This is a genomic window from Kitasatospora sp. NPDC005748 (genome assembly GCF_040630735.1).
GTDB lineage: Bacteria > Actinomycetota > Actinomycetes > Streptomycetales > Streptomycetaceae > Kitasatospora.
The window spans coordinates 38460-64845 of the sequence record NZ_JBEXYD010000017.1; the positions used below are offsets into that span (position 1 = coordinate 38460).

Sequence of the window (26386 nt, forward strand, 5' to 3'; positions counted from 1 at the left end):
TCAGGTGTGAACTCCGCCCCCTGGTACTCGTGCTGATCGGCTGTTACGTTCGCTCCGCCGGCACCGACTTGGCTGCCCACGCTCAAGCTTCGCCACACCTCGCGACGCTCAACCCTCACCAACCTGATGGATTTCACCCGGGGGGAACCCTCATGGACGCTTCCACCACGCCCGTACGCCGTGCCGGCCGGGCCGCCGTGCTCGCCCTGGCCGTCGCGCTGGCCGCCACCGCGTGCAGTTCGGGCGGCGGCGGGTCGGCCGACAAGGTGGCCAAGAGCGAGCCCCCGAGACAGGGCGCGATCGACGTCAACGCCAAGTCGCCGGACCAGCTGCGCGACGGCGGGGAGGTCCGGTTCCCGCTCTACCAGTGGATCACCCAGTGGAACCCGTTCCAGGTGGACGGCCGCTACGGGGACGCGGTCGAGATCATGCGGGCCCTGGAGCCGAACCTCTTCACCACGGACGAGACCGGCACCTTCAAGCCGGCCCCCGACTACCTGGTGGACGCCAAGGTCACCTCGACCTCGCCGCAGGTCGTCACCTACAAGCTGAACCCGAAGGCCAAGTGGTCGGACGGCAAGCCGCTCGGCTACCTGGACTTCAAGGCGGACTGGGAGGCCAGCGGGGGCAAGAAGGACGGCTACAACATCGCCGACTCCTCCGGCTACGAGCTGATCTCCGGGATCGAGCAGGGCGCCGACGCCTCCGAGGTCAAGGTGAGCTTCTCGGAGCCGTACGCGGACTGGCAGAACCTGTTCCGCCCGCTGATCCCGGCAGCCGGGATCAGCACGGCCGACGACTTCAACAAGGGCTGGGTCGAGAGGATCCCGATCACCGCCGGCGCGTTGAAGATCGGTACGGCGGACAAGACCGCGCAGACCATCACGCTGGTCCCGGACCCGGCCTGGTGGGGGAACAAGCCCAAGGTCGAGAAGATCACCTTCCGGGTGATGTCCCAGTCGGCGACCACCCAGGCGTTCCTGAACAACGAGATCGACTTCGCCACGGCGGGCACCGCCACCGCGTACGGGCAGCTCAAGGACGCCAAGGACGCGGTGATCCGGACCGCCAGCCCGTGGGACGAGGTGCACATCTCGTTCGGCGGCGGCGGCCCGCTGGCGGACCAGAAGGTGCGCCAGGCGCTCGGCAAGGCACTGGACCGCCCCTCGCTGATCAAGATCGCCAACAACGGCGTGCCGGTGGAGTTCAAGCCGCTGGGCAACCACATCTTCATGCCCAACCAGGCCGGCTACCAGGACAACTCGGGCGAATGGGCCAAGTTCGACCTGGCCGCTGCCAAGAAGGCGCTGGACGAGGCGGGCTGGAAGGAGGCCGGCAGCGGGCAGCCGCGCACCAAGGACGGCCAGCCGCTGACCCTGCACTGGGTGCTCACCGACGCCGCTCCGCAGGCCCAGCTCGACCTGGCCACCGCGGCCCAGTCGATGTGGCTGGCGGCGGGTGTGAAGGTCGAGCTCGACAAGGTCCCGAGCAACGACTTCTTCACCAAGTACGTCAACCCGGGCAAGTTCTCCATCGCCAGCTGGCGCAACACCGACTCGTTCCCGCTCTCCAGCAGCCTCGGCAACTTCCGCCTGCCGCAGGGCGACAACGTCTTCGGCAACTACTCCAAGCTCGGCACGCCCGAGATCGACGGGCTGCTCAAGAAGGCGGCCGGCACCATCGACCCGGTGGAGGCCGCGAAGCTGTACAACCAGGCGGACGCCAAGATCTGGGAGCTCGGCCACACCGTCGAGCTGTACCAGCGGCCGACGGTCGTCGCGAGCCGCAAGGGCCTGGCGAACTACGGCGCGTTCGGCCTGGCGAGCGTCGACTACACCACGGTGGGCTGGGAGAAGTAGCGGCCGCCACCGCGGCGGTGGTGGCGCCGGCGGCACGGCGGGCGTCGACGGCACGGCGGGCGCTGGCGAGCAGCGCGGTGATCACGAGGCCGGTGGCGCGGACACGGGTGGAACGGCTCTGCCGCCCCCGCTGTCCTGCCACCGGTCTTGACCTTCCGCGATGCCCGCAGGCACCCGTGTCGTGGGGTCCGTCCGGACCCGCGCGCCTCCAACCGAGGAAAATCTAGCGGGGAGATCCGGGTGGCCGGGCCGTCCGGCGGGGGCGCGCCGGAAACCCGTCGTGCTGTCACCCGGTTCGCGCACCGCGTCGTCAACTCTCGCTGACGGCACGGCAGAACGGACCTGGGTGCCCGGAGCGGCGCGGTGCGGGAGCGGCGTGCGGGCGTACCGGGCGCGGGTCGACGTGGCGCGCCCGGGGGGTCCGAGCGGTCTCCCACGCGGGCGTGGGGGCGCTCCGGCCGGGCGCGGGGCGGCCGCGCCGGTGCGTGCGCCGGGCCCGGGCCGCTGCCAGGATGCGGCGGGTACAGCCCGCCCGCCCCGAAGCCCGGAGACCCGTCCATGACCAGCGATCCCGCCGCAGCACCCCGCCCGCACCACGTCGACTCGCGTCCGGTGCGCCGGATGGTCCCGCGCAGCCGGAACGAGCCGCACCGGGTCGCCACCCCGCTGGAGCTCTTCTTCGACCTCTGCTTCGTGGTCGCGGTCGGCCAGGCCGGTCGGGAGCTCGCCCACGACCTGGCCGCCGGCCACTACGGGGACGGCCTGCGGGGGTACGTCTTCGCCTTCTTCGCGATCTGGTGGGCCTGGATGAACTTCACCTGGTTCGCCTCCGCCTACGACTGCGACGACGTCCCCTACCGGGTCACCACGCTGGTCCAGATCGCCGGGGTGCTGATCCTCGCCGCCGGGGTGCCCCGGATGTTCGCCGAGCAGGACCTGGTGCTGTCGGTCGTCGGCTACGTGGTGATGCGGCTGGCGATGGTCACCCAGTGGCTGCGCGCGGCGGCCGGCGAGGAGGGGCAGGCCCGCGGGGTGGCACTGCGCTACGCGGCCGGCATCACGCTCTGCCAGCTCGCCTGGGTGGTGATGCTGCTGCTGCCGCACGACGCCCGGGCGTACGTGATCCCGATCGGCATCGCGGCCGAGCTGTCCGTGCCGGTGATCGCCGAACTGCGGCTCCGGACCAGCTGGCACCCGCACCACATCGCGGAGCGGTACGGCCTGTTCACCCTGATCGTGCTCGGCGAGACGGTGGCGGCGGCGACCGTGGCGGTGCAGTCGGCGGTGGACGAGCACGAGGGGCTGGCCCGGCTGCTGCCGGTGGCCGGCGGCGGTCTGCTGATCTGCTTCTCGGCCTGGTGGATCTACTTCGCCCGGCCGGTCCACGACCACCTGCGCACCAACCGGCAGGCCTTCTCCTGGGGCTACGGCCACTACCTGGTGTTCGGCTCGGCGGCGGCGATCGGCTCGGGTCTGGAGGTCGCGGTGGAGTCGGCGGTGCACAAGGCGCACGTCTCGGAGACGGTCGCCACCGCGACGGTGACCGTGCCCACCGCGATCTACCTGTTCACCGTCTGGCTGCTGCACTCGCGGCACACCAAGAGCGGGGTGGAGCAGGCCATGCTGCCCGCCGCCTCGGCGGCGGTGCTGGCGTGCACGGCGGCGGGCGGCTCCGGCGTCCTGGTGGCGGGCCTGGTGACCGCGGCCACGGTGGCGGTGGGCGTCGTGCTGCACGCGCGCAGCGACGCCCGGGCCGCCGCCGGCGCGGCCTGAGGCTCCGGCCGGCCGGGGGCGGCCGCGGCCGGGTGCCCGGCGGGGTGTCCGCCGGGGTGCCCGGGGGAGTCGCCGTGCGGGCCGCCGGCGGAGTGGCCGGCGGAGTGGCCGGTGGACTGCCCGTGGGAGTGGCCGACCAACTGCTGGAGCGCCTGGCCGTGCCGGGACAGCCAGCCGAGGTAGGTCGGACTGACCCGGGCCAGGTCCAGGTAGGCGGCCCGCAGCTCCCCGTAGAGCGCGTCCAGGGCCGGCGGGCTGAGCGCCCGCGGCCGCCAGGTGAGCAGCAGCCGGACGGCCAGCGGGTCACCGTGCACCGGCCGGACGACGGTGCCGGGCCCGGGGGCCGAGGTCGGCTGGCAGGGGCGGACGGCCTCGCCGGAGGCGACCAGCTCGGCGGCGGTCGCGTTGTCGCGCACCTGCACCACGCGGGGGTTGAGCCCGGCCTCGCTGAACACCCGGCGCATCGCGGCGTACTCGTGGTCGGCCGTCGGGTCGACCATCCAGGTGTCCTCGGCGAGGTCGGCCAGGTGGACCACCGGCCGGGCGGCGGCCGGATGGCCCGCGGCGAGCGCGACGAACTGCGGCTCCCGGGCCATCAGGACGCGGTGCTCGGTGTCCGCCGGGACCTTCAGCGGGAAGCCCTCGCTCTCGTGCACGAAGGCGACGTCCAACTGGTCGGCGGAGACCATCCGCAGCAGGGCGTTGGCGGAGATGTCGATGTGGATGGTGGTGTCGGTCTCCGGCAGCCGGTCGTGCACCCGGCGCAGCCAGGCCGCCACCGCCCTGCTGCCCACGCTGCCGATCCGCAGCCGCCGGGCGCGCTCGCCGCTGGCGGTCTCACGGGCCTCCTGGCGGGCGGCGGCGACCAGCGCGGCCATCTCGGCGATCACCGGGCGGGCCCGGGACAGCACCGAGTGTCCGAGCGCGGTGGGCCGGCTGCCGGTCTGCTCGCGGGTGAACAGCGTGCCACCGACGGCCCGTTCGATGCGGTGCAGCTGTGTGGTGAGGGAGGGCTGGGTCATGCCGAGCTGGAGCGCAGCCTTGCGGAGGCTGCCGCTGTCGGCAATCGCGCACAGCACCCGGAGGTGTCTCACGTCGAGCTCCACGTCGGGAGCATAACGGTCAATTCGGGGTGACGCCAGGGACATGACAGGTCGTCCGTCCGAACGCCCCCCGCTCCGCGGGTGATTGCCCGGTGCTATCGCCGGTTGACATCATCCGCCGCGCGGCCGCGCTGACCCAAGCTCTGGGGACAGCAAGCATTCATCCGATGCCCGCGACCGGCCCCCACCGGCCGCGGCGCACCCCACCATCGGAGCCCCCACATGCACCGCATTCCGCGGACGTTCTCCGCTGCCCTGGGCCTGGCGCTCGCCGCCGGCCTCGCCGCCCTGCCCGGCACCGCGACCGCCGCCCCCGCGACCGGCGCGGCCCAGCACTACACCGCCGCCGCCTCGGCGCACCCGGGCACCGGGAAGGCCGACAACCAGGCGTTCTACGAGGCCGTGATGAAGTCGGCGCGGGCGAAGCAGGCGGCCACGCCGTACCTGAAGGCCGTCGTGGTGACCTACGACGCGAGCAACGCGCCGTCCTTCGCCTCCGAGATATCCCGGAGCGCCCAGATCTGGAACGGCTCGGTCGCCAACGTCCGCCTCCAGTCCGGCGCGAACGCCGACTTCTCGTACTACGAGGGCGACGACCCGAGCAACGGCTCCTACGCCAGCACCGACGGCCACGGGTCCGGCTACATCTTCCTCGACTACACCCAGAACCAGGAGTACGACTCCACCCGGGTCACGGCGCACGAGACCGGCCACGTGCTGGGCCTGCCGGACCACTACTCGGGCCCGTGCAGCGAGCTGATGTCCGGCGGCGGCCCGGGCCCCTCCTGCACCAACCCGTACCCGAACAGCACCGAGCGCAGCCGGGTCAACTCCCTGTGGCGCAACGGTCTGAGCGCCACCACGCGCTGACCGGTCCGCGGGCCCCCGCGCCCCGCCGGTCCCTCCCGCCCCACCTCGTCGGGCCGCTCCACCGCCCCACGGTGGAGCGCTCCGCCCGCCCCACCGCTCCGCCCGCTCCACCGTTCATCAGTTCACCCGTTCACCCGTTCGCCGTGGCCCACCCCCAGCGGCCCCGGCACCCGCGAACAGGAGCCCCCACATGAACCGCATCTCCCGCACGCTCTCCGCGGCCGTCGGCCTGGTGCTCGCCGCCGGCCTGGCCGCCCTGCCCACCACCGCCGTCGCCGCGCCCGCCCCGGCGGTCCAGGGCTACACGGCCACCACCGCCTACGCCGGCTCGGCCGCCGAAGACGCGAACAACCAGGCGTTCTACGAGGCCGTGATGAAGTCCGCGCTGGCCAAGCAGGCGGCCACGCCGTACCTGAAGGCCGTCGTGGTGACCTACGACGCCAGCAGCGCGCCGACCTTCCGCAACCAGATATCGCAGAGCGCCCAGATCTGGAACGGCTCGGTCACCAACGTGCAGCTGCGCTCCGGGACCAACGCCGACTTCCGCTACTACGAGGGCAACGACTCGCGCGGGTCCTACGCCAGCACCAACGGGCACGGCCAGGGCTACATCTTCCTGGACTACGCCCAGAACCGTCAGTACAACTCCACCCGGGTCACCGCGCACGAGACCGGCCACGTGCTCGGCCTGCCGGACCACTACTCGGGCCCGTGCAGCGAGCTGATGTCCGGCGGCGGCCCGGGCACCTCCTGCACCAACCCCTACCCGAACAGCACCGAGCGCAGCCGGGTCAACTCGCTCTGGCTCCGGGGCTGACCCCTCGGCCGGTCCCCGGTCGGACCGCGTGACCGCGTGACCGCGTGAACCGCCGACAGGGCCCGGCCGCTCCCCCCGAGCGGCCGGGCCCTGTCGGTGCCACGTGCGAGCATGCCGACGAGGACCAGTCCACCGACCGCGAGGTACCGCCGCCATGCCGCTCTCCGTCCCCGACCGCCTGGCCGACCTGCCGTACGCCCACCTGCTGCGCCCGCACTCCGGCCCAATGCGCAGCGACGAGCGCTACGACACCGTCCACTTCGACGGCGGCGAGTACACCGACCAGTCCGCCGGCGGCGCCACCTTCCTGGAGTGCGCCTTCACCGGAGTCGCGCTGAGCGGGGTCAGGCTGCGCCGGGCCCGCTTCAACGAGGTCTGGGCCCAGGCCGGCCGCTGGGTGGCCTGCGACCTCAGCGACACCGAGTGGCAGGACAGCGCCGTCACCGGCGGGGTGCTGGCGGGGGTGGCCGCGCACGGTTCGGCGCTGCGCCGGACGGTCTTCCGCGGCTGCAAGCTGGAGGCGGTCAACCTGCGCGCCGCCGTCCTGCGCGACGTCGTCTTCGAGGACTGCCTGCTGCGCGACGTGGACTTCGGCGACGCCAAGCTGACCGAGGTCTCCTTCCCGGGCTCCACCCTGGAGGAGGTCCGGTTCCGCGGCGCCAAGCTGACCAAGGTGGACCTTCGCGGCGCCGTCCGGTTGGGCCTGCCCGACGGCCACCAGGGCCTGCAGGGCGCCGTCATCAGCTCTCCGCAGCTCCTCGAACTGGCACCGCTGTTCGCCCAGGCCCTGGGGATCACGGTGAAGGACTGACCCGGGGCGGTGAGCCCGCCGTTCAGACCGGCGTCGCCCGGTGACGACCAGGCGAACAGTCCGCCAACCCTGCCCCGGCCCTCTGGTGGGGCGGTCCGGGCGGCGGGAGGATGCTGCGCGATCGAGCCCCAACTTGTGTGCACAACATCGCCAGTGAAGGGACGGGCTGGGCTGATGGCCGAGCTGAGTCGTAGAAAGTTCGTCGCGTTGTCCGGAGCCGCCGCGGCAGGCCTGGCCGTGGCCGGGACCACCGGTGCGGGGGCGGCGCCGGGCGCGCCCGCCGCGGCGCCGTCGGCGGCGCTGTCGCAGACCGGCACCATCGCGGACGCGAAGCACATCGTCATCCTGATGCAGGAGAACCGCAGCTTCGACCACTACTTCGGGATGCTGCGCGGCGTGCGCGGCTTCGCCGACCGCAGCGCGATCCAGATCGCCAACGGGTACAGCGTCTTCAACCAGCCCAACGGGCTCGGGCGGCAGTACCCGTGGCAGTTCAGCGCCACCAAGCCGGCCGGCGGCGCCGACCCCGAGCGCCTGGCCCAGTGCAACGGCGACCTGGCTCATGGCTGGTCCGACCAGCACCGGGCGTGGAACGGCGGCAAGATGGACTCCTGGGTCGCCGCCAAGGGCAACGTCCGCACGCTCGGGTTCCTCACCCGCCAGGACATCCCGTTCCACTACGCGCTCGCCGAGAACTGGACCATCTGCGACGCCTACTTCTGTTCCGTCCTCAGCGCCACCGGCCCCAACCGCACCTACCACTGGTCCGGTCAGATCGACCCGGACGGCGCGGCGGGCGGCCCGGCGAACGACGGCGGTGACGAGAAGGGCCTGCGCTGGCAGACCTACGCCGAGGCGCTGGAGGGCGCCGGCGTGAGCTGGAAGGTCTACCAGAACGCGGCCGACAACTACGGCGACAACGCCCTGGCCTACTTCACGGCGTTCAGCTCCGCCCCGGCCGGCAGCCCGCTCGCGGTCAAGGGCATGGGCTCCGTCCCCAAGGCGACCGGCCGGACCCCGGACGACATCGTCGCCGCGCTCAGGGCCGACGCGCTGAACGGCACGCTCCCGCAGGTCTCCTGGATCGTCCCCGACCAGGGCTCCTCCGAGCACCCCTACTCGACCCCCCAGGACGGCGCGCACTTCGTCCACAACGTGATCGACGCCCTGGCCGCCGCCCCGGACGTCTTCAACTCCACCGTCCTCTTCCTCAACTACGACGAGAACGACGGCTTCTTCGACCACGTCCCGCCGCCCGCCGCGCCGGCCGGCACCCCGGGCGAGTTCTACGGCGGGACCAACATCGGCCTCGGCTTCCGCGTCCCGATGATCGCCATCTCGCCCTGGACCCGCGGCGGCTGGGTCAACTCCGAGGTCTTCGACCACACCTCGGTGCTGCGCTTCCTGGAGAAGTGGACGGCCGCCATCGGCAAGCCGGCCACCTGCCCCAACATCACCGACTGGCGCCGCCGGGTCTGCGGCGACCTCACCAGCGCCTTCGACTTCGCCAACCCGGTCTACGGCCTGCCCGCCCTGCCGAACACCGACGCGGTGATCGGCATGTCGAGCTGCGGACCGCTGCCCAACCCGGCGCCGGTCGACAACAAGCTGCCCACCCAGGAGCCCGGCACCCGTCCGGCCCGCGCCCTGCCGTACCAGCCGAACGCCAACCTGGACCGCCTGGAGTTCGGCTCCGCCGGGGCGATCAAGGTCTGGCTGAAGATGGCCAACGAGGGCGCGGTCGCCCAGAAGTCGGCGCACTTCGCGGCCTACGCCAACGCCTACCGCAGCGGCGGGCCCTGGCAGTACACCGTCGACCCGGGCGGCAACCAGAGCGACTTCTTCAACTGCGGCACCGGCTTCGGCGGCGGCCCGTACGACCTCTCGGTGGTCGGCCCCAACCGCTTCCTGCGCCGCTTCAGGGGCGATGCCACCAAGGCGGGCAAGAACGCGGCGGTCACCGCCTCGTACGCGGTCGAGCCGGGTACCGGGAAGCCGGCGCTCTACCTCAAGCTCGCCAACACCGGCACCACGGCGCTGACCTTCACCGTCACCTCGAACAACTACCGCACGGACGGCCCCTGGACGTACCAGGTGCCGGCCGGCGGCAGCGTGAGCGACTTCTTCAACGTGGTCGCCTACACCAACGGCTGGTACGACTTCACCGTCACGGTGACCGCGGACAGCTCCTGGTCGCAGCGGTTCACCGGCCATCTGGAGACCGGTACGGCCAGCGTCAGCGGCTGATCCCCGGGCGCTGGATCCAGCCACCGGATCCGGCCGCCGCCGGACTCGGCGGCCCCCGGGAGGGCGACAGTGGGTGATCCCCCGGGGGCCGTCCGCACGCGGGCTCCCGGGGGCCGGGGCCGGGCGGCCCGCAGCGGATGCGCCCGCCGGACACCGGTGTGAGAGTGGGGGCAGCCCGGAAGTCGTCCGGAGGAGGAGTCATGGGCATCTTCGACAGGTTCCGCCACAAGGCGCACGACGCCGCCGGGGAGGCCAGGTCCTCCTCACTCGGCGGGAGCCACGAACAGGACACCACCGCGATGACGGACCCCGCCCAGCGGGCCGCGCTCGCCCACGACGAGGCCGCCGACGCGTTCGGCGCCGAGACCGAACGGGCCCGCCGGGTCGGCGAGGCCCGGCAGACCCCCCGGGTCACCGAACGGGAGGCCGAGGAGCGGGCCCGCGAGGACATGACGGCCGAGGGCGATCCCTGGGACTGACGCCGACCGCTGATCGCCGACCGCTGATCGGAACGCCGTAGGGACGCGCCCGCCGGGCGCGTCCCTACGGCGTTCCCGGGCCCCGGTCAGTGCCCGCGCGGCGGCAGCGGCGGCCGCCGCAGGTTCGGCCGCGGGGTGTCGTCCGGTGGCGGGACGGCGGCCGGCGCGTCCTCCAGCAGGTCCAGCGCCAGCCGGACGGCCGTGACCAGCTCGGGGTGCTGCCCCCGGGCCCAGTCCTGCGGGGTGCGCAGCACGTGCACGTCCGGCTCCACGCCGTGGTTCTCCACCGACCAGCCGAGCCCGCCGGTGAACCAGGAGGCGTTCTTCGGCACCGAGATCTGCGTCCCGTCGCCGAGCGTGTGCCGCCCGGTCATGCCGACCACCCCGCCCCAGGTGCGGTTGCCGACCACCGGGCCGAGCCGCAGCAGCTTGATCGCGGCGATGATGACGTCGCCGTCCGAGCTGGTGGCCTCGTCGGCCAGGGCCACGATCGGTCCGCGCGGTGCGTTGCGCGGCCAGCGCACCGGCTGGCGCCCCCGGCTGAAGTCCCAGGCCAGCACCGGCCGGGTGAGCTTCTCCAGGACCAGCTCGGAGACGTTGCCGCCGGCGTTGCCGCGGACGTCCAGGACCAGCGCGGGCTTGTCCAGCTCCCGGCGGAGGTCCCGGTTGAACTGGGCCCAGCCCGAGCCGCCGAGGTCCGGGATGTGCAGGTAGCCGCACCGGCCGTCGCTGAACTCCCGGACCAGGGAGCGGCGCTTGGCCACCCAGTCCTGGTAGCGGATGGGCCGCTCGTCGGTCAGCGGGGTGACGGTGATCCGGCGGATCCCGGTGCCCCGGCCGTCCCGGCCCTCCCGGCCGCGCAGGGTCAGCTCGACGCTGGTGCCGCCGGTGCCGGCCAGCAGCGGGGCCGGACCGCGCACCCGGTCCACCGGGCGACCCGCCACCGCCAGCAGCTCGTCGCCGTCCCGGACGCCCTGGGAGGCCAGCGGGGCCCGGGCACGCGGGTCGGAGGACTCGCCGGGCAGGATGCGGTCGACCAGCCAGCGGCCGTCGGCGCAGTGGCGGGCGTTGGCGCCGAGCAGGCCGAGCGGCTGCTGGACCGGTGAGGGCCCCTCGCCGCGCCGGGACGGCGTGACGTACGCGTGCGAGGTGCCCAGCTCGCCGAGCAGTTCGCGGAGCAGGTCGGCGAAGTCGTCCGGCCCGGCGATCCGCTCCAGCAGCGGCTCGTACTGGGCGACCAGCGCGGGCCAGTCCAGTCCGGACATCCCGGCGTCCCAGAACTGGTCCCGGACGATCCGCGCCGCCTCGTGGTACGCCTGGCGCCACTCGGCGGCCGGACGCACGGTGTGGGTGATCCGCCGCAGGTCCACCGTGGTGCCGGCGGACGGCGCGGTGACCGGGACGATCCGCAGGGTGCCGGCCGAGTAGACCGCGACCGAGCCGCCGTCGCCCGAGACGGCGTAGCCGTCCAGCTTGTCGGCCAGCGTGCTGCGGGTGCCCCGGGCCAGGTCGAAGTACTCCAGCGAGGGGCGGCCGGAGGTGTCGTCCGGGTTGGTGAAGGTCTGCCCGAGGGTGCCGGAGATCGGCCAGCGCAGCCAGACCAGCCCGCCCCGCACGGCGTCGGTCGCCGAGTACTTGGAGGCGATCACCGGGAACGGCAGCAGCCGCTCGCCGATGCCCTGCGGGTCCACGTGCACGGTGCCGTCGCCGCCGCCGTCGCCGCGCGGGCCGCCGTCCTCGGCGGGGGCGGCGAACGGGGACGGGGTGTGGGCGGTGAGCGGGACGAGGTAGGGGCGGCAGCCGAGCGGGAAGGAGAGGTCGCCGGTGTGCACGTCGTGCACCGGGTCGAAGCCGCGCCAGGACAGGAAGGCCAGGTAGCGGCCGTCCCGGGTGAACACCGGCTGCTCGTCCTCGAAGCGGCCGTCGGTGATCTCGGTGATCGGCGCGGGCACGTCGGTGCGGGTCAGCCGGATCCGGCGTAGGGAGCGGCCCGCGACCGGCTGGGACCAGGCGATCCAGTGCGAGTCGGGGGAGAAGCGGGCACCGCCGACCGGCCCGTGCTCGGAGGCGGCCAGTTCGCGGACGGCGCCGTCCGCGGTGGCGACCAGCAGCAGCCGTCCGTCGGAGGCGGCGGCGGCCAGGTGGGTGCCGTCGGGGGAGGCGGTGAGCTCCAGGACGCGGCCGAGCCGGCCGGCGGCGAGCACCCGGTGCCGGTGCGTCCCCGTGCCGTCCGTCGCCGGGCCCGCGCCGTCCGCCGCCATGTGCGCGCCGTCCGCCGCCGTGTGCGCGCCGTCCGCCGCCGGGCCCGCGCCGTCCGCCGCCGGGCCCGCGCCGTCCGCCGCCGTCCCCGGATCGTCGCCCCCGTGCCCGGTGGCGTCGTGGCCGGGCAGCGGGACGATCTCGACCGCGTCCTCGCCCTGCGCGTCGGTGATCCAGCCCGCCTCACCGGTGTGCCCGAGCAGGACCGGCAGCCGGGTGCGCACGCCCGGGGTGTCGGCGAGCGCCCGGGCCGGGCCGTCCCGGTGGGTGAGCCAGTACTGGCTGCCCCGCACGGTGATCAGCCCGGCGCGGCCGGTGTGGTCGCAGGCCAGGTCCTTGACGTGGGAGGCGGCGCTCACCTGGTACGGCCGCCGGCCGGCCCGGGCGCCGCCCAGCGGCACCCGCAGCCGGTGCGGCGCGGGCGCGTCCAGGCCCTCCAGCACCCAGAGGTCGCCGGCGTGCTGGTAGACGATCCGGGTGCCGTCGGTGGCGGCCTCGCGGGCGTAGTAGGAGGCGTGGTCGGTGTGCCGGCGCAGGTCGGTGCCGTCGGGGCGGCAGGAGTAGAGGTTGCCGATGCCCTCGTGGTCGGAGAGGAAGGCGATCCGGTCGCCGACCGGCATGGGCGAGGCGAGGTGCCCCCGATGACCGGCCAGGACCTGCTCGCCGTCCACCCAGAGCCGGCCGGTGGCGCCGCCCCGGTAGCGCTTCCAGGCGGCCGGCTCGTGCGGCGCCGAGCCGGTGAGCAGCACGGTGTGCGCCCGGCTCAGCTGGGCGTCGCCGACCGGCCCCCAGGGCATCCGGCGGCCGGGGGAGCCGTCCGGCGGCAGCGCGTGCGCCCAGGTGTAGTGGCCGAAGGGCTCGTGGTAGGAGGTGACGGCGAGGAGTTCGCCGTCCGGCAGCCAGCCGCGCAGCCGGGTGTCCTGGCTGCCCCAGTAGCTGAGCCGGACGGCCTCGCCGCCCTCGACCGGCGCGGTCCAGATCTCGGGGGTCGGGCTCTGCCAGGCGGTCCAGGCCAGGGTGCGCCCGTCGGGGGAGATCCGGGGGTGGCTGACCCTGGTCCGGTCGCAGCTGACCCGCCAGGCACGGCCGACGGTGCCGCCGGGGGAGAGCGGGGCGATCCAGACGTCGTCCTCGGCGGTGAACGCCAGCAGGCCCCCGCGCAGGTGCGGGTAGCGGAGATAGCCGGGTGCCGTCATCTCTCCATGGTTCGACGGGGTGTTACGCGCGGCAACCGGACGCGCCGCGCGGCAGGGTCCGACCGGTCTGGACCATTGACACCGCACGGCCGAATCCACTTCAGTGGTCTAGTCCAACTAGGGTGCGCGGTCGGGCCGAACCCCCACTGGCACGTACCTTCGCCGTGCCCTCGGACGTCCCCCACGATCCGCGCCCCCGCAGGAGTCCCCGCATGCGCAGAACACCTGTAGCCGCACCCGTCCCGCCCCGCCGGCGCCCCCGCACACTGCTCGCCGCCGGCACCGCCTCGGCCGTCGCCGCGGCGACCATGGTCGGCCTGACCCTCGGCCTCGCGCCCGCCGCCTCGGCCGGGGAGTTCCTGGTCAACGGCGGTTTCGAGAGCGGGGCCAGCGGCCCCTGGAGCTGCTCCGCCGGCACCGGCAGCGTCGTCACCGGCCAGGCCCACAGCGGCAGTTACGCCCTCGCCGCGGCCGCCTCGGCCGGTGACACGGCCCGCTGCGCCCAGACCGTCACGGTCGCCCCCAACACCACCTACACGCTCAGCGCGTACCTCAAGGGCTCGTACGTCTACCTCGGCGTGGACGGCGGCACCAGCACCTGGACGCCGGGTACCGGCGGCGCCTACCAGAAGCTCAGCGTCAGCTTCACCACGTCCGCGACCCAGACCAGCGCCACCGTGTACACCCACGGCTGGTACGGCCAGGGCACCTACTACGCGGACGACGTCTCGCTGGACGGCCCGGGTACGCCCAGCCCGACGCCCACCGTGACGCCCACGGTCACGCCCACCGTCACCCCCACGGTGACCCCGACCGTCACGCCCACCGTGACCCCGACGGTCACCCCGACCGTGACGCCCACCGGCACGCCCACCGGGCCGGCCGGCAGCCACGCCCTGGTCGGCTACCTGCACGCCAGCTTCGCCAACGGCGCCGGCTACACCAAGGTCGCCGACGTCCCGGACTCCTGGGACTTCATCAACCTCTCCTTCGGCGAGCCGACCTCCGTCACCTCCGGCGACATCCGGTTCAACCGCTGCCCGGTCACCGAGTGCCCGGGGGTGGAGTCCGACGCGGACTTCAAGGCCGCGATCGCCGCCAAGCGGGCCAAGGGCAAGAAGGTGCTGATCTCGATCGGCGGCCAGAACGGCCAGGTCCAGCTCACCACCACGGCCGCCCGCGACGCCTTCGTCAGCTCGGTCTCGGCGATCATCGACAAGTGGGGGCTGGACGGCCTCGACATCGACTTCGAGGGCCACTCGCTCTCGCTGAACACCGGCGACACCGACTTCAAGAACCCGACCAGCCCGGTCGTCGTCAACCTGATCTCCGCCGTGAAGACGCTGAAGGCCAAGTACGGCCCGAACTTCGTCCTCACCATGGCCCCGGAGACCTTCTTCGTCCAACTCGGCTACCAGTACTACGGGTCCGGCCCGTGGGGCGGCCAGGACCCGCGCGCCGGCGCCTACCTGCCGGTGATCCACGCCCTGCGCGACGACCTCACCCTGCTGCACGTCCAGGACTACAACTCCGGCTCGATCATGGGCCTGGACAACCAGTACCACTCGATGGGCGGCGCCGACTTCCACGTCGCGATGACCGACATGCTGCTCAAGGGCTTCCCGGTGGCGGGCAACACCAACAACGTGTTCCCGGCGTTGCCCGCGAGCAAGGTCGCCATCGGCATGCCGGCCACCACCAACGCGGGCAACGGCTACGTCGCCCCCGCCGAGGTCAACAAGGCGCTGGACTGCCTCACCAAGGCCACCAACTGCGGCAGCTACGTCCCCAAGGCCGGCCCCCAGCCGAACCTGCGCGGCCTGATGACCTGGTCGATCAACTGGGACCAGTTCGGCGGCCGTGAGTTCTCCAAGAACTTCGACAGCTACTTCCGCCGCTGACCGACCGCCGCTGGCCGACCACCGCTGACCGACCGCCCCCGCCGGGCGCCGGACGGGATCGCCCCCGTCCGGCGCCCGGCGCCACGAGGTCCGGCTTCAGGGACCCGGAAACGCCGGAAGGCCCCTCGCTCTCACGAGGGGCCTTCCGGCTGTCTGTGCGCCGCCAGGGACTCGAACCCCGGACCCGCTGATTAAGAGTCAGCTGCTCTAACCAACTGAGCTAGCGGCGCCTGCTGACGCGGAGAACATTACCTGGTCAGCAGCCGAAACTCACAATCGGGGGGCCGAACGCCCCGCGCCCCGGCCCGCCGCCGGGGGCCGGGGCGCGGTGTCCGGGGAGCGGGGGCGCGCCGGGATCACGGGGTGAGCACCACCTTGCCCCGGACGTGGCCGGTGCCGACCATCCGGTGCGCCTCGGCCGCGCGCTCCAGCGGGAAGGTGTCGGCGATCTCCAGCCGCAGACCGCCCGCCTCCCAGAGTTCGACCAGCTCGGCCAGCCGGGCCGCCGTCCGCGGCCCCCGCAGCATGCGCAGGCCGAGCCGCGCGGCGGTCGGGAAGTCCACGATGGTGCCGATCCGGTCCCGGTCGGAGACCAGCTCCACGGAGGCCTCCAGGGCGCCGCGCCCGGCCGCGTCGAAGGCCGCGTCCACCCCCTGCGGCGCCACCGCCCGCACCCGCTCGACCAGCCCCTCCCCGTACCCGACCGGGATCGCGCCCAGCTCGCGCAGATAGGCGTGGTTGCGTTCGCTCGCGGTGCCGACCACGGTGGCGCCCCAGGCGCGGGCGAGCTGGACGGCGACCGTGCCGACTCCGCCCGAGGCGCCGTGGACCAGGACGGTGTCGCCCCGGCCGACCCCCAGCAGGGTCAGCGCGACATGGGCGGTCTGCCCGGAGGCGGACAGCGAGCCCGCCTGCTCCCACGGCATCCCGGCCGGCTTGGGGACCAGCTGGGAGCCGTCGACGGTGACGAACTCGGCGTGGCTGTTCAGCGGCCGGAAGCCCAGCACCTGGTCGCCGACCGCCCAGCCCCGGCTGTCGGGGCCGAGCTGGTCGACCACCCCGGCGAACTCGTTGCCCGGGACGGCCGGCAGCTCGACCCGCACGCCCGGTGGCGCCCAGCCCTCCCGGACGGCGAGGTCGGCGGGCTGCACCCCGGCCGCGTAGACGCGGACCCGCACCTCGCCCGGTCCGGCGGCGGGGGTGGGTACCTCGGTCACCCGCAGTACCTCTGGGCCGCCGAACCGGGGGACGGTCACAGCCTTCATCTGGAGCTCCTGCCTCGTGGTCTGCGCTCTCGGTCCTGCCTGCGCCCCGATCATCGAAGGTGAAGCGGACTTGAGGTCAAGGGCCCTCCGGCGTGTTGCGTCAACTGAGCGCATTGTCGGATTTATCCTCGACGGCGGCCCGAGTCGCGCCCGGCCGCCCCCGTCGTCCGCCACCTGCCCGTCGCCACCCGCTCCGCCAGCCACCCTCCGCCACCCGCTCCCCGTCACCCGCTCTCCGCCACCGATCCGCCGTCGAGAGGAACCTCCCCGTGGGCCAGCTGCCCCTGCTCTTCGTGGTGCTGCTCGCCTCCGTCGTGACCATGCCGCTCGCCCGGCGGACGGGCGTGCCGCAGCCCGTGCTGATGACCCTGCTGGGCATCGTCATGGCGCTGGTCCCGCAGATCCCGGACGTCACCCTCGACCCGGACCTGATCCTCCCGCTGGTCCTGCCGCCGCTGATCTTCGCCGTCGCCCGGCGCTCCTCGGTCCGCTACTTCCGGGCCAACATCCGCTCCATCCTGCTGCTCGCGGTCGCGCTGGTGGTGGTCACCACCACCGCGGTCGCCGGCACCGTGCACGCCCTGCTTCCCGCGCTGCCGGTCGCGGCCGCCGTCGCGGTCGGCGCGCTGGTCTCCCCGCCGGACCCGGTCGCCGCCGTCGCGGTGGCCGGCAGCATCGGCCTGCCGCGCCGGCTGGTGTCGATCCTGGAGAGCGAGGGCCTGTTCAACGACGTCACCGCGATCGTCATCTACTCGCTGGCCATCGACGCGGTGGTCAGCGGCGACTTCTCGCCCGGCCACGCGGTGCTGCGCTTCGTGCTCTCGGCCGTCCTCGCCGTCATCATCGGCGTCGGCCTCGGCTGGCTCAACGCCAAGCTCGCCTCCTTCCTGGAGGACCCCACCCAGCAGGTCGCGCTCAACCTGCTGGTGCCGTTCGCCGCCTACACCCTGGCCGAGGAGATCCACGGCTCCGGTGTGCTCGCCGTCGTGGTCTGCGCGCTCTACCTGGCGGAACGTGCCGCGGAGGCCGACGCCGTCTCCTACCGGCTGGTCGGCAACGCCTTCTGGGAGATCGTCGAGATCCTGATCACCGGAGTCGCCTTCGGCCTGATCGGCCTGGAGCTGGCCACCGTCCTGAAGGAGGCCGGCACCGGCTGGACGAGCATGCTCGGCGACGCGGCCGCCGTCATCGCCGTCGTGGTCGTGACCCGGCTGCTCTGGCTGCTGCCGGCCGGCTGGCTCTCCCGGAAGCTGCGGGCCGACGTGGAGGAGGACACCCCGATCAGCTGGCAGGAGAGCGTGGTGCTCTGGTGGTCCGGGATGCGCGGGGTGGCCACCGTCGCGCTCGCCCTGGCCGTCCCGCTGACCGTCGACTCCGGCGAGGGCTTCCCCGAACGCGGCCGGCTGGTCTTCATCGCCTTCAGCGTCGTCCTCTTCACCCTGCTGGTCCAGGGGCTCACCCTGCCGTGGCTGGCCAAGCGGCTGCACCTGGACATCGACCAGGACAAGCACGAGCAGGCGGTGCGCGAGCTCTGGTGGCGGGCCGCCCGGGCCGGGCTCGAACGGCTCGGCGAACTGGAGGAGCAGGACAAGCTGCCCGCCGAGGTCGCCGACCGCCTGCGGGACCGTCAGCACGACCGGCTGGCCCGGCTCTGCCCGGAGAAGTACGCCGAGGAGGAGGCCAGTGAGGCCAAGCTGCGGCTGAGCCAGTGGCGCGCCGCGTACAGCGTCGAGCAGGAGATGATCGCCGCCTCCCGGCGCGAGATGCTGGCCGCCCGCAGCGAGCTCGGCGCCGACCCGGAGCTGGTCGACCGGGTGCTGCGCGGGCTCGACCTCCGCTCCGAACGGAAGTGACGCGCCGTCCGGGGGCGCCGGCGGCGCCCGCGCAGCCGGCCCGGGGGCACCCCGGCGGCGGCCCGCCGGGCCGGTGGCCGCCGGGCCACGGAGCGTCCCCGAACGGAATGTGCGCAGGTGGTCCCGACGTTGCATAGGCTGGCCCCGGGCAGGCCGTCAACGGAGTCGGCGCACCATCAGTACCCGCACGACCTCGCGAAAACCCTCCCGCCTGGCCCTGCCGGTATCTGCACCCAGATGAAACGAGGAGCCACCGATGTCGGAGACCCGTGCCGACTCCCGTACCCCCCTGGACCGCACCCCGCAGTGGGCCGCCCTCGGCAAGCACCGCGCGGAGCTGGGCGAGACGCACCTGCGCGAGCTGTTCGCCGCCGACCCGGAGCGCGGCCGCCGCTACACCCTCCGGGTCGGCGACCTGCACGTGGACTACGCCAAGCAGCTGGTCACGGACGAGACGCTGACCCTGCTGCGCGAGCTCGCCGAGGCCACCGGCGTCGCCCGGCTGCGGGACGCCATGTTCCGCGGCGAGAAGATCAACAACACCGAGCACCGCGCCGTCCTGCACACCGCGCTGCGCGCCCCGCGCGGCGCCGTCGTCGAGGTGGACGGCGAGAACGTGGTGCCCGCCGTGCACGCCGTCCTCGACAAGATGGCGGCCTTCGCCGAGCAGGTCCGCGGCGGCGACTGGCGCGGCCACACCGGCAAGCGGATCCGCACGGTCGTCAACATCGGCATCGGCGGCTCCGACCTCGGCCCCGCGATGGCCTACGAGGCGCTGCGCTCCTTCGCCGACCGCGACCTCGACGTCCGCTTCGTCTCCAACGTGGACGGCGCCGACCTGCACGAGGCCGTCCGCGACCTCGACCCGGCGGAGACGCTCTTCATCGTCGCCTCCAAGACCTTCACCACCATCGAGACCATCACCAACGCGGTCTCCGCCCGCGGCTGGCTGCTCGCGGGCCTGGACGCCGGCACCGAGGCGGTGGCGAAGCACTTCGTCGCCCTCTCCACCAACGCCGAGGGCGTCGCGGACTTCGGCATCGACACCGCCAACATGTTCGAGTTCTGGGACTGGGTGGGCGGCCGCTACTCCTACGACTCGGCGATCGGCCTCTCGCTGATGATCGCCATCGGCCCGGACGCCTTCCGCGAGATGCTGGACGGCTTCCACCTGGTCGACGAGCACTTCCGCACCGCTCCCGCCGAGGAGAACGGCCCGCTGCTGCTCGGCCTGCTCGGCGTCTGGTACGGGGCCTTCTTCGACGCCCAGGCGCACGCGGTGCTGCCGTACTCGCACTACCTGTCGAAGTTCACCGCCTACCTCCAGCAGCTGGACATGGAGTCCAACGGCAAGTCGGTGGACCGCGAGGGCAACCCGGTGAGCTGGCAGACCGGCCCGGTGGTCTGGGGCACGCCCGGCACCAACGGCCAGCACGCCTACTACCAGCTGCTGCACCAGGGCACCAAGGTCATCCCGGCCGACTTCATCGGCTTCGCCCGGCCGGTCGCCGACCTGCCCGACGGCCTGGTCGCCCAGCACGACCTGCTGCTCGCCAACTTCTTCGCCCAGACCCAGGCGCTGGCCTTCGGCAAGACGCCGGAGGAGGTCGCGGCCGAGGGCGTGCCGGCCGAGCTGGTCCCGCACAAGACCTTCAAGGGCAACCACCCGACCACCACCATCCTGGCCGGGGAGCTGACCCCGTCGGTGCTCGGCCAGCTGGTCGCGCTGTACGAGCACAAGGTGTTCGTCCAGGGCGCGATCTGGAACATCGACTCCTTCGACCAGTGGGGCGTCGAGCTCGGCAAGGTGCTCGCCAAGCGGATCGAGCCGGTGCTGCTGACCGGTGAGGGCGCCGACGCGCTGGACAGCTCCACCGCGGAGCTGGTCGCGCGCTACCGCTCGCTGCGCGGCCGCTGAGCCCGCGGGGTGCCGGACGGGATCGACCCGTCCGGCACCCCGTACCTGCCCCAAGGATCGGAAAACGCCGGAAGGCCCCTCGCTCTCGCAAGGGGCCTTCCGGCTGTCTGTGCGCCGCCAGGGACTCGAACCCCGGACCCGCTGATTAAGAGTCAGCTGCTCTAACCAACTGAGCTAGCGGCGCCTGCTGACAGAGGAGACTTTAGCAGCGGCGCGCGGCCCGGCCAAAATCGAATACCCGGAGCCGGGGGCGGCCGCGCTCGGCCCACCGGCAGCGCCGGGCTCAGCCCACCGGCAGGGCCGTCGAACCGGCCCGCTCGGCCGACTCTCGGGCCGCCCGGACGCAGGCCCAGAGCACCACCGAGGCGCCCGGCAGCCACGGCTCCCGGGCCTCCGGGGCGACGATCCACCGCCCGGCACCCAGACCTGGCGAGTCCGGGCTGTGCAGCATCCGCTGCACCGGCGGGACGGTCACCGCGTCGCCGCGGCCGTGGCAGAGCAGCGGCGGGACGTCCCGGGCCCACTCCTCCCAGGCGAGCAGCCGCCGCAGCCGGGCCGCCGCCCCGGGCCGGACGAACAGCAGGGTGCGCCCCCGGTACACGGCGACCGGGCCGCAGCCGGGGCCGGAGGTCCACAGCTCGTCCAGCACCCGCCGGCCGAACAGGGACGGCATGCTGATCACGTCGAAGGCGCGCCCGCAGGGCAGCACCGAGGGCGCCCACGGGCGCGACTCCCAGAGGGCGCGCATGCTGCGGGGGTACTCGCTGGCGGAGGCGAGCCAGGCCTCCCCGGCCACCGTGACGTACTCCACCGACTGATAGGTCCAGATGTCCACGGACAGCAGAGTGGGGTGTCAGCCGGGTGTCCGGGAGGGAAAGCGTGGTTCGCCGGACAGCACGGCTGGGAGCGGCGTACCCTGCCGCGCCGCATATGCCACTGGCGAGGTTGCCGCCCCGATCGCGGCCCGCCCCCGGGAGGCGGTCAGCCCTCGTGGCGGCGGGGCTGGAGCAGGCCGCGGCCGTACTCGATCATCTTGGTCGCGTAGTCCGGCGTCCAGTCCGCCCGCTCGGCGATCTCGGCCTCGGAGAGCGCGTCGAACCGGCGGGTGTCCGCGAGCTGCGCGGCGGCGACGGCCTGGAAGTCGGTGGCCCGCTCGGCGGCCGCGCGGAAGGCCAGCGCCAGCTCGGTGGAACGGCGCAGCAGCTCGGCCGGGTCCTCTATCGACTCCAGGTCGAAGAACCGCTCCGGCTCCGGCTCGGCGAGGTTCGGCTCGAACAGCAGCTGGACCGGGCGACGGCGGCGGGCGGGCGCTTCACCGGCGCCTGCGCCCGGACCGGCCGGCACGGTCGAACGGCTCGGGTCGGACGCCTGGGCGTGGGAGTCGGGCATGGACGGACACCTCCGGGGGCTCGGTGGGGGCGGACGGCGGCGGCCGGGGAGGACGCCGCCCGGTCCTGGCCGCCGTCCATTGTCTCGCGGCGACTGCCGGTAACGGAACGGTGCGAGTCCGGGCGCTATTCCCTCCCGGCGCGCCGGGGGCGTGCACCCGGCGGGAGGCGCCGCCGACCTGCGGGAGCCGGCCACCGCCCCCGGCCGGCCCGCTCAGCGCGCCAGCCGTACCCGGTGCCCGGCGAGGTGCTGCAGCACCTGGTGGTTGGCCTCCCAGCCGTCGGGGAACTTGACCGAGACGCCCAGCTGGACGGGTTCGGTGGCCGGGTGCTCGTCCAGCAGCTCGGCGATGCCGGCCCGGGCCACCACGATGCACGCGTGCCGGTGCCGGGAGGCGAGCACGCAGAGCCGGCCCGTCTCCAGGTGGAAGGCGGTCGCGTCCGGCCGCCCGGAGAGCGGGTGCAGCACCACCGTGACGTCGTACTCCCGGCCCTGCAGCCGGTTGGCGGTGTCCACCGTGACGGCCGGGCCGGTCGTCGGGTCGACCGGGACACCGGCCTTGACCAGCGCCGCCCGGACGGCCGCCGCCTGGTCCCGGTGGGCCGTGCCGACCGCGATCCGGCCGGGGGCGAGCGGGACGGTGCCCTGCTCGGAGTGGGCTGTCAGACCGCGCTCCAGCAGCCGGCGGACGGCCGCCGCCACGGCGGCCACCGCCTGCGGATCGGTCCGGACGGTGTGCCGGGCGGGCAGCTCCAGCAGCGCCCAGCCGTGCTCGGCCGCCCGGTCGATCGCCGCGTCCAGCGCGGAGCCGTCCGGCCGCACCGAGGCGGTGAGCAGCCGGTCTCCGGGCCCGGTGCCGGACCGGAACGGCGTGTACGGGTAGAACGCGTCGGAGATCAGCGGCGCCGCGCTGGCCGGCAGCCGCCAGGAGACCGGAAGCCGGTGCGGCTCGATCTGCGGGTTGTGCGCGAGCAGCGTGACCACGGCGCTGCTCGACGGGTCGTACGACAGCCCCGCCCACTGCTCGGTGCCGACCACCGTGAACGGGTCCAGCTGGCCCGGGTCCCCCACGAACAGGGCCCGCTCGAACAGCCGGGCCACCGCGAGCAGGGCGTCCGAGCGCATCTGGTACGCCTCGTCGACGATCGCGTGCCGCCACGGCGCCTCGGTCCTCACCCACTGCCACTTGGCGGCCGTCGAGACCACCACGTCGTGCTCGGCCAGCTCCGCCACCTTGTCGGAGGGCGTGACGTTGGGGTGCCGCAGCACCTCGGGGCCGGGCCGGGAGTCCGCGGCGTGCAGCCGGCCGATCGTCAGCCCGGGCGCCTTCTCGGCCAGTCGGTCGACCAGGTCGTCCACCTGTCCGTTGGTCTGCGCGACGATCATGAGGCGCTCACCGGCCTCGACCAGCTCGCGGGCGGCCCGCACCACCAGGGTGGACTTCCCGGCGCCGGGCGGGGAGTCGACCACCACGCCGCGCGGGGCGCCGACGGCCGGGCGGACGGTGGCCTCCAGGATCCTGGCCACCGCGGCGTCGGCGGCCGCCCCGGGGGCCTGCTCGCTGTTCATCGGCGGGGTCACTCCCACTCCTCGACGGCGGTGGCGGCTGCGGCGCCGGCGGCGGCCGGCCCGGGGGTGGCGGCGGCGCCGGGCGGGCCGCCGTGCGTCCACGGCGTGTCGTCCGGCTCGGGCAGCGGCGCGGACTGGCGGACGGTCAGTTCGAACAGGGTGAAGGTGATCCGCTCGCCGGGCTCGGGCAGGCTGCCCGGCTCCGGCTCCTTCCGGCGCCCCATGCCGGACAGCACCCGCAGGGTGATGGTGCCCGCCACCGGATCGACCGCGGTGATCACCGCCTTCTGCGGGCTCGGCGCGGCGCCGGAGTCCGCGAGGGGGGAGGCCCGGACCCGGTGCGCCTCCCGGCCGAGGTCCGCGTGCGGGCGGTCGGCGGTCCGGACGGTCACCAGCGGACGCGGCTTGGGCGAGCGCCCCGAGGTGTCGTAGTCCGGCACCACCTCGGTGACCACACCCGCGAAGGCCTCGCCGGCCAGCCGGTGCTCGGCCATCGCCAGCGGGTCGTCCAGGGCCTCCTGGACGTCCAGCCGGGCCTGCTCGCGCTCGCGCTGCGCCAGCTTCCGGGCGGCCGTCACGGCGTCGTCCTGCCGGGGCTGCGGCGGCTCGCCGGCCGCCAGCCGGTCCCGGTGGCCGGTGTAGGACCAGCGGTCGCCCGTCCAGCGCTCCGCCAGGTGCCCGGCCGGCGGCAGCTCGCGGAGCAGGTCCAGGCCGTGCCACACGTCGTGCCAGGTGGGCAGCAGCACCCGGGAGAGCACCGCGCGCAGCTGCTCGACAGCCGTCCGGACCGCGGCCCGGGCCTGCTCCGCGTCGGTGCCGCCGGGCTCCTGGGCGGCGTGCGCCAGGGCGGCCGCGGCGGCGTCGTAGCGGGCGATGGCCGGGCCCAGCACCAGTTCGTCGAAGCGCGGGTCGGTGGCGGGGCCGGCGGGCGGGTGGAGCAGCTGGCCGGCCCCGTCCCGCGCGGACTCGGCCAGCTCGGCGGCCTCGGCCCCGGTCAGGCCGGCCGGCGGCGCGTGCCAGGCCAGCCGGGCGGCGAGGTGCTGGTCCTCCAGGTGGCTCTGGCCGGTCGCCCAGTGCCGGGAGAGCAGGCCGGTCATCGCCAGCAGCAGGCTGGAGCCGGGCACCTGGGCCCGGTCGGTGAGGTGGGTCAGCCAGCGGCCGAGCAGCGGCACCCGGGCCGGCGCCGGGTAGGGGCCCGGCTCGTCGTCCTCCACGGTGCGGCGGAAGCGGGTGGAGCGGCCGAGCAGGGCGAGGTGGTGCACGCCCGCGGCGTTGGGCACGATCAGCTGCGGCGCGTCGGCGCACAGCTCGCGGAAGACCTGCGTCTTCTCGCCGGTCTCCGGATCCTTCTCGGAACCCTCGATCTGCTCCACCTCGTCGGCGAAGGACTCCAGGTAGGGCAGCAGGTCGGCGGCCAGTTCGGCCAGGAAGTCGAAGCGCAGGGTGCGGTTGAGCGGCTGTGGGACGACGTGCAGCCGGGGCGCCGAGCGGTCGGTGCCCAGCAGCACGGCCAGCGGTGCGCCCGCCTCGCCGGCGGCGGTCAGCGGGACGACCACCATCGGGCGTTCGGCGAGGTGCCGGTGGCGGACGGTGGCCAGCGGCTCGGCCCGGCCGCTGCGGACGGCCTCCAGCCGGGCGAGGGTGCCGAGCAGGCTCATCGGGCGGCTCCGGCCCCGGCGAACGCCTCCGCCGGCGGCTCGGCGAGCGGCCGGCCCAGCGCCTCGGCGCGCAGCGCGGCGGCGTACGCGAGCCGGGCGGCGGCCTCGTCGTTGCCGTCGCCGCTGTCGTTGCCGTCGTGGCCGGCGTCGTGGCCAGCGTCGGCGGGGCTGGCGTCGGCGGCCGTGGTTTCGGCGTGGGCGGCCTCGGGGCGGGGGCCGGTCTCCTTGGCGGCGGCCAGTGCCTCGGTGACGGTCCGGATACTGCCCAACTCGCCGCGCACGCCCCGGCCGAGCTGCTCGACCCGGTCCTCGCAGCGGGCCCGGGCACGGCAATGGAAGCCCAGCTCACAGGTGGAGAGGCAGTCCGGGCTGTACGCGGCCGGCACCGCCTCGACCGACTCCGCCAGCTGCTCGGCCGAGCGGGCGGGGGCCCCCGTCGGATCCGACGCGAGGTCGAAGCCGGCTCCCGGCGGCAGCGCGTCCAGCAGCCGGCCGATGCCGGTCATCCGGCTGAGCTGGCGGCGGGTGGTGGCCAGCTCGCGCCGGACGTCCACGGTCACCGCGGTCGGCCGGTTGCTGAAGTCCTTCGGGCAGACCAGCAGCACGCTCAGCCGGGGGCTGCCTGGCAGCCGCTGCTCGACGTACGGGTTGCGGTCCGGCTCCCGGCCGGCCAGCGCGGCGGCCGTCTCCTGGAGCGCCAGGACGTAGACGGCGGCCTGGCGGGCGGCGGCACCGACCTTGGCCGGGTCCGCACTGCCGTCCAGCACCGGGAAGGACTTGATCTCGATCACGGTGCACCGCCCGCCGTGCACCACGACCGCGTCCGGCTCCAGGTAGGCGGTGCTGCCGGCCACGGTGAGCCGCAGCAGCGGGTGGTCCAGCAGCGTCCAGGCCTGCGGATCGGCGGCGGCCTGGGCCAGTGCGGCGGTCGTCCGCTCGGCCCGGACCGCGGGGCCGGAGCGGCGCAGCAGATCGGGCACGGCGAGCGGGGCGCCGCCGTCGGCCGGCAGGCCGAGGTGGCGGCGCAGCGGCTCCAGCAGCGCCGTGTAGTCGTCCTCCTTCAGCCGTGACTCGAAGATCACGCCGCGGGCGAGGGCGAACGGGGACTGGCCGAACGGGGCGGGCCGGCCGAGCCGGGCGGCCAGCGCCGACTTGTCGACCCCGGCGGCGTCGAGCACGGCGCGGCGGTGACAGCCCGGATTGGCGGCGAGGGCGGCGAGCGCGCGGGCGTTCAGGCTGCGCTGCGGTGCGGGACCGCGCAGGTCGGCGAGCCGCTGGGCGAGCGGCTCAAAGTGCCCGTGGGACGGGACGTTCGTCGAGACGTTCATGGTGCGGCCCAGTGTCGCACCCGGGTCCGACAATCCGGTCCGGTCCGGCCATCCGCGCCGATTCCGGGCGGTGGGCGGGCGGGTGTGCCGG

At 74.2% G+C, this 26386-nt stretch carries 17 protein-coding genes, 2 tRNA genes and 1 pseudogene; 10 read left to right on the top strand and 10 right to left on the bottom strand.

Annotated features, from left to right (window positions below):
- The first annotated feature begins 152 nt into the window (after positions 1 to 152).
- Both ABZ495_RS15515 and ABZ495_RS15520 read left to right on the top strand, forming a co-directional pair.
- Positions 153 to 1859, top strand: coding sequence for an ABC transporter family substrate-binding protein (locus tag ABZ495_RS15515; protein ID WP_359836230.1), 1707 nt, complete (start codon positions 153 to 155; stop codon positions 1857 to 1859).
- A gap of 558 nt (positions 1860 to 2417) precedes the next feature.
- The gene (locus ABZ495_RS15520; RefSeq protein WP_359836232.1) at positions 2418 to 3632 is read left to right on the top strand and encodes a low temperature requirement protein A; all 1215 of its coding nucleotides are present in this window, start codon (positions 2418 to 2420) and stop codon (positions 3630 to 3632) included.
- A 188-nt stretch (positions 3633 to 3820) separates the two neighbouring features.
- Here ABZ495_RS15520 and ABZ495_RS15525 read toward each other — a convergent pair.
- Positions 3821 to 4780 (bottom strand): annotated as a pseudogene (locus ABZ495_RS15525) (LysR family transcriptional regulator); the annotation flags it as partial.
- A 177-nt stretch (positions 4781 to 4957) separates the two neighbouring features.
- On the opposite strand from ABZ495_RS15525, the gene snpA (ABZ495_RS15530) reads away from it, so the two are divergent.
- From snpA (ABZ495_RS15530) to ABZ495_RS15550, 5 genes are all read left to right on the top strand, one after another.
- Positions 4958 to 5605 carry a snapalysin gene (gene snpA / locus ABZ495_RS15530; RefSeq protein WP_352295627.1) on the top strand — a complete coding sequence of 216 codons (648 nt, stop codon included), beginning with the start codon at positions 4958 to 4960 and terminating at the stop codon, positions 5603 to 5605.
- A 190-nt stretch (positions 5606 to 5795) separates the two neighbouring features.
- Positions 5796 to 6422: a snapalysin gene (gene snpA / locus ABZ495_RS15535; protein ID WP_359805025.1), complete on the top strand. Its 627-nt coding sequence runs from the start codon at positions 5796 to 5798 to the stop codon at positions 6420 to 6422.
- Positions 6423 to 6576: 154 nt separating this feature from the next.
- Entirely contained in the window at positions 6577 to 7233 is a 657-nt protein-coding gene (locus ABZ495_RS15540; RefSeq protein WP_359805027.1) for a pentapeptide repeat-containing protein, read from the top strand.
- A gap of 174 nt (positions 7234 to 7407) precedes the next feature.
- Positions 7408 to 9480 carry a phosphocholine-specific phospholipase C gene (locus ABZ495_RS15545; protein WP_359805029.1) on the top strand — a complete coding sequence of 691 codons (2073 nt, stop codon included), beginning with the start codon at positions 7408 to 7410 and terminating at the stop codon, positions 9478 to 9480.
- Between the two features lie 200 nt (positions 9481 to 9680).
- A complete protein-coding gene (locus ABZ495_RS15550; RefSeq protein ID WP_329487770.1) occupies positions 9681 to 9959 on the top strand; it encodes a hypothetical protein in 279 nt (92 codons plus the stop codon).
- Positions 9960 to 10045: 86 nt separating this feature from the next.
- Here ABZ495_RS15550 and ABZ495_RS15555 read toward each other — a convergent pair whose 3' ends face one another.
- Positions 10046 to 13414: a S41 family peptidase gene (locus tag ABZ495_RS15555; RefSeq protein WP_359836234.1), complete on the bottom strand. Its 3369-nt coding sequence runs from the start codon at positions 13412 to 13414 to the stop codon at positions 10046 to 10048.
- Between the two features lie 308 nt (positions 13415 to 13722).
- Here ABZ495_RS15555 and ABZ495_RS15560 point away from each other — a divergent pair, with 308 nt between their 5' ends.
- Positions 13723 to 15315, top strand: a complete 1593-nt coding sequence (locus ABZ495_RS15560; RefSeq protein ID WP_359836415.1) for a glycosyl hydrolase family 18 protein — start codon at positions 13723 to 13725, stop codon at positions 15313 to 15315.
- 156 nt (positions 15316 to 15471) lie between these two features.
- On the opposite strand, the gene ABZ495_RS15565 is transcribed toward ABZ495_RS15560, so the two are convergent.
- Positions 15472 to 15545, bottom strand: a tRNA-Lys gene (locus tag ABZ495_RS15565).
- A gap of 126 nt (positions 15546 to 15671) precedes the next feature.
- Complete coding sequence (locus ABZ495_RS15570; RefSeq protein WP_359836236.1) at positions 15672 to 16580, bottom strand: NADP-dependent oxidoreductase; 909 nt, start codon at positions 16578 to 16580, stop codon at positions 15672 to 15674.
- Between the two features lie 269 nt (positions 16581 to 16849).
- On the opposite strand from ABZ495_RS15570, the gene ABZ495_RS15575 reads away from it, so the two are divergent.
- Together ABZ495_RS15575 and pgi are read left to right on the top strand one after the other, a co-directional pair.
- Positions 16850 to 18433 (top strand): Na+/H+ antiporter, encoded by a 1584-nt coding sequence (locus ABZ495_RS15575; RefSeq protein ID WP_329487767.1) that lies wholly within the window; start codon positions 16850 to 16852, stop codon positions 18431 to 18433.
- Positions 18434 to 18689: 256 nt separating this feature from the next.
- The gene (gene pgi / locus ABZ495_RS15580; RefSeq protein WP_359836238.1) at positions 18690 to 20351 is read left to right on the top strand and encodes a glucose-6-phosphate isomerase; all 1662 of its coding nucleotides are present in this window, start codon (positions 18690 to 18692) and stop codon (positions 20349 to 20351) included.
- A 110-nt stretch (positions 20352 to 20461) separates the two neighbouring features.
- Here the strand turns inward: pgi and ABZ495_RS15585 are convergent.
- From ABZ495_RS15585 to ABZ495_RS15610, 6 genes are all read right to left on the bottom strand, one after another.
- A tRNA-Lys gene (locus tag ABZ495_RS15585) sits at positions 20462 to 20535 on the bottom strand.
- 99 nt (positions 20536 to 20634) lie between these two features.
- Positions 20635 to 21186: a bifunctional DNA primase/polymerase gene (locus ABZ495_RS15590; protein WP_359836239.1), complete on the bottom strand. Its 552-nt coding sequence runs from the start codon at positions 21184 to 21186 to the stop codon at positions 20635 to 20637.
- Positions 21187 to 21332: 146 nt separating this feature from the next.
- Entirely contained in the window at positions 21333 to 21740 is a 408-nt protein-coding gene (locus ABZ495_RS15595) for a hypothetical protein (protein ID WP_329487764.1), read from the bottom strand.
- 213 nt (positions 21741 to 21953) lie between these two features.
- Entirely contained in the window at positions 21954 to 23309 is a 1356-nt protein-coding gene (locus ABZ495_RS15600) for an AAA family ATPase (RefSeq protein WP_359836417.1), read from the bottom strand.
- An 8-nt stretch (positions 23310 to 23317) separates the two neighbouring features.
- Positions 23318 to 24967 (bottom strand): hypothetical protein, encoded by a 1650-nt coding sequence (locus ABZ495_RS15605; protein ID WP_359836241.1) that lies wholly within the window; start codon positions 24965 to 24967, stop codon positions 23318 to 23320.
- The gene (locus tag ABZ495_RS15610) at positions 24964 to 26295 is read right to left on the bottom strand and encodes a hypothetical protein (protein WP_359836243.1); all 1332 of its coding nucleotides are present in this window, start codon (positions 26293 to 26295) and stop codon (positions 24964 to 24966) included. The genes ABZ495_RS15605 and ABZ495_RS15610 overlap by 4 nt, the downstream gene beginning before the upstream one ends.
- Between the last annotated feature and the right edge of the window lie 91 nt (positions 26296 to 26386).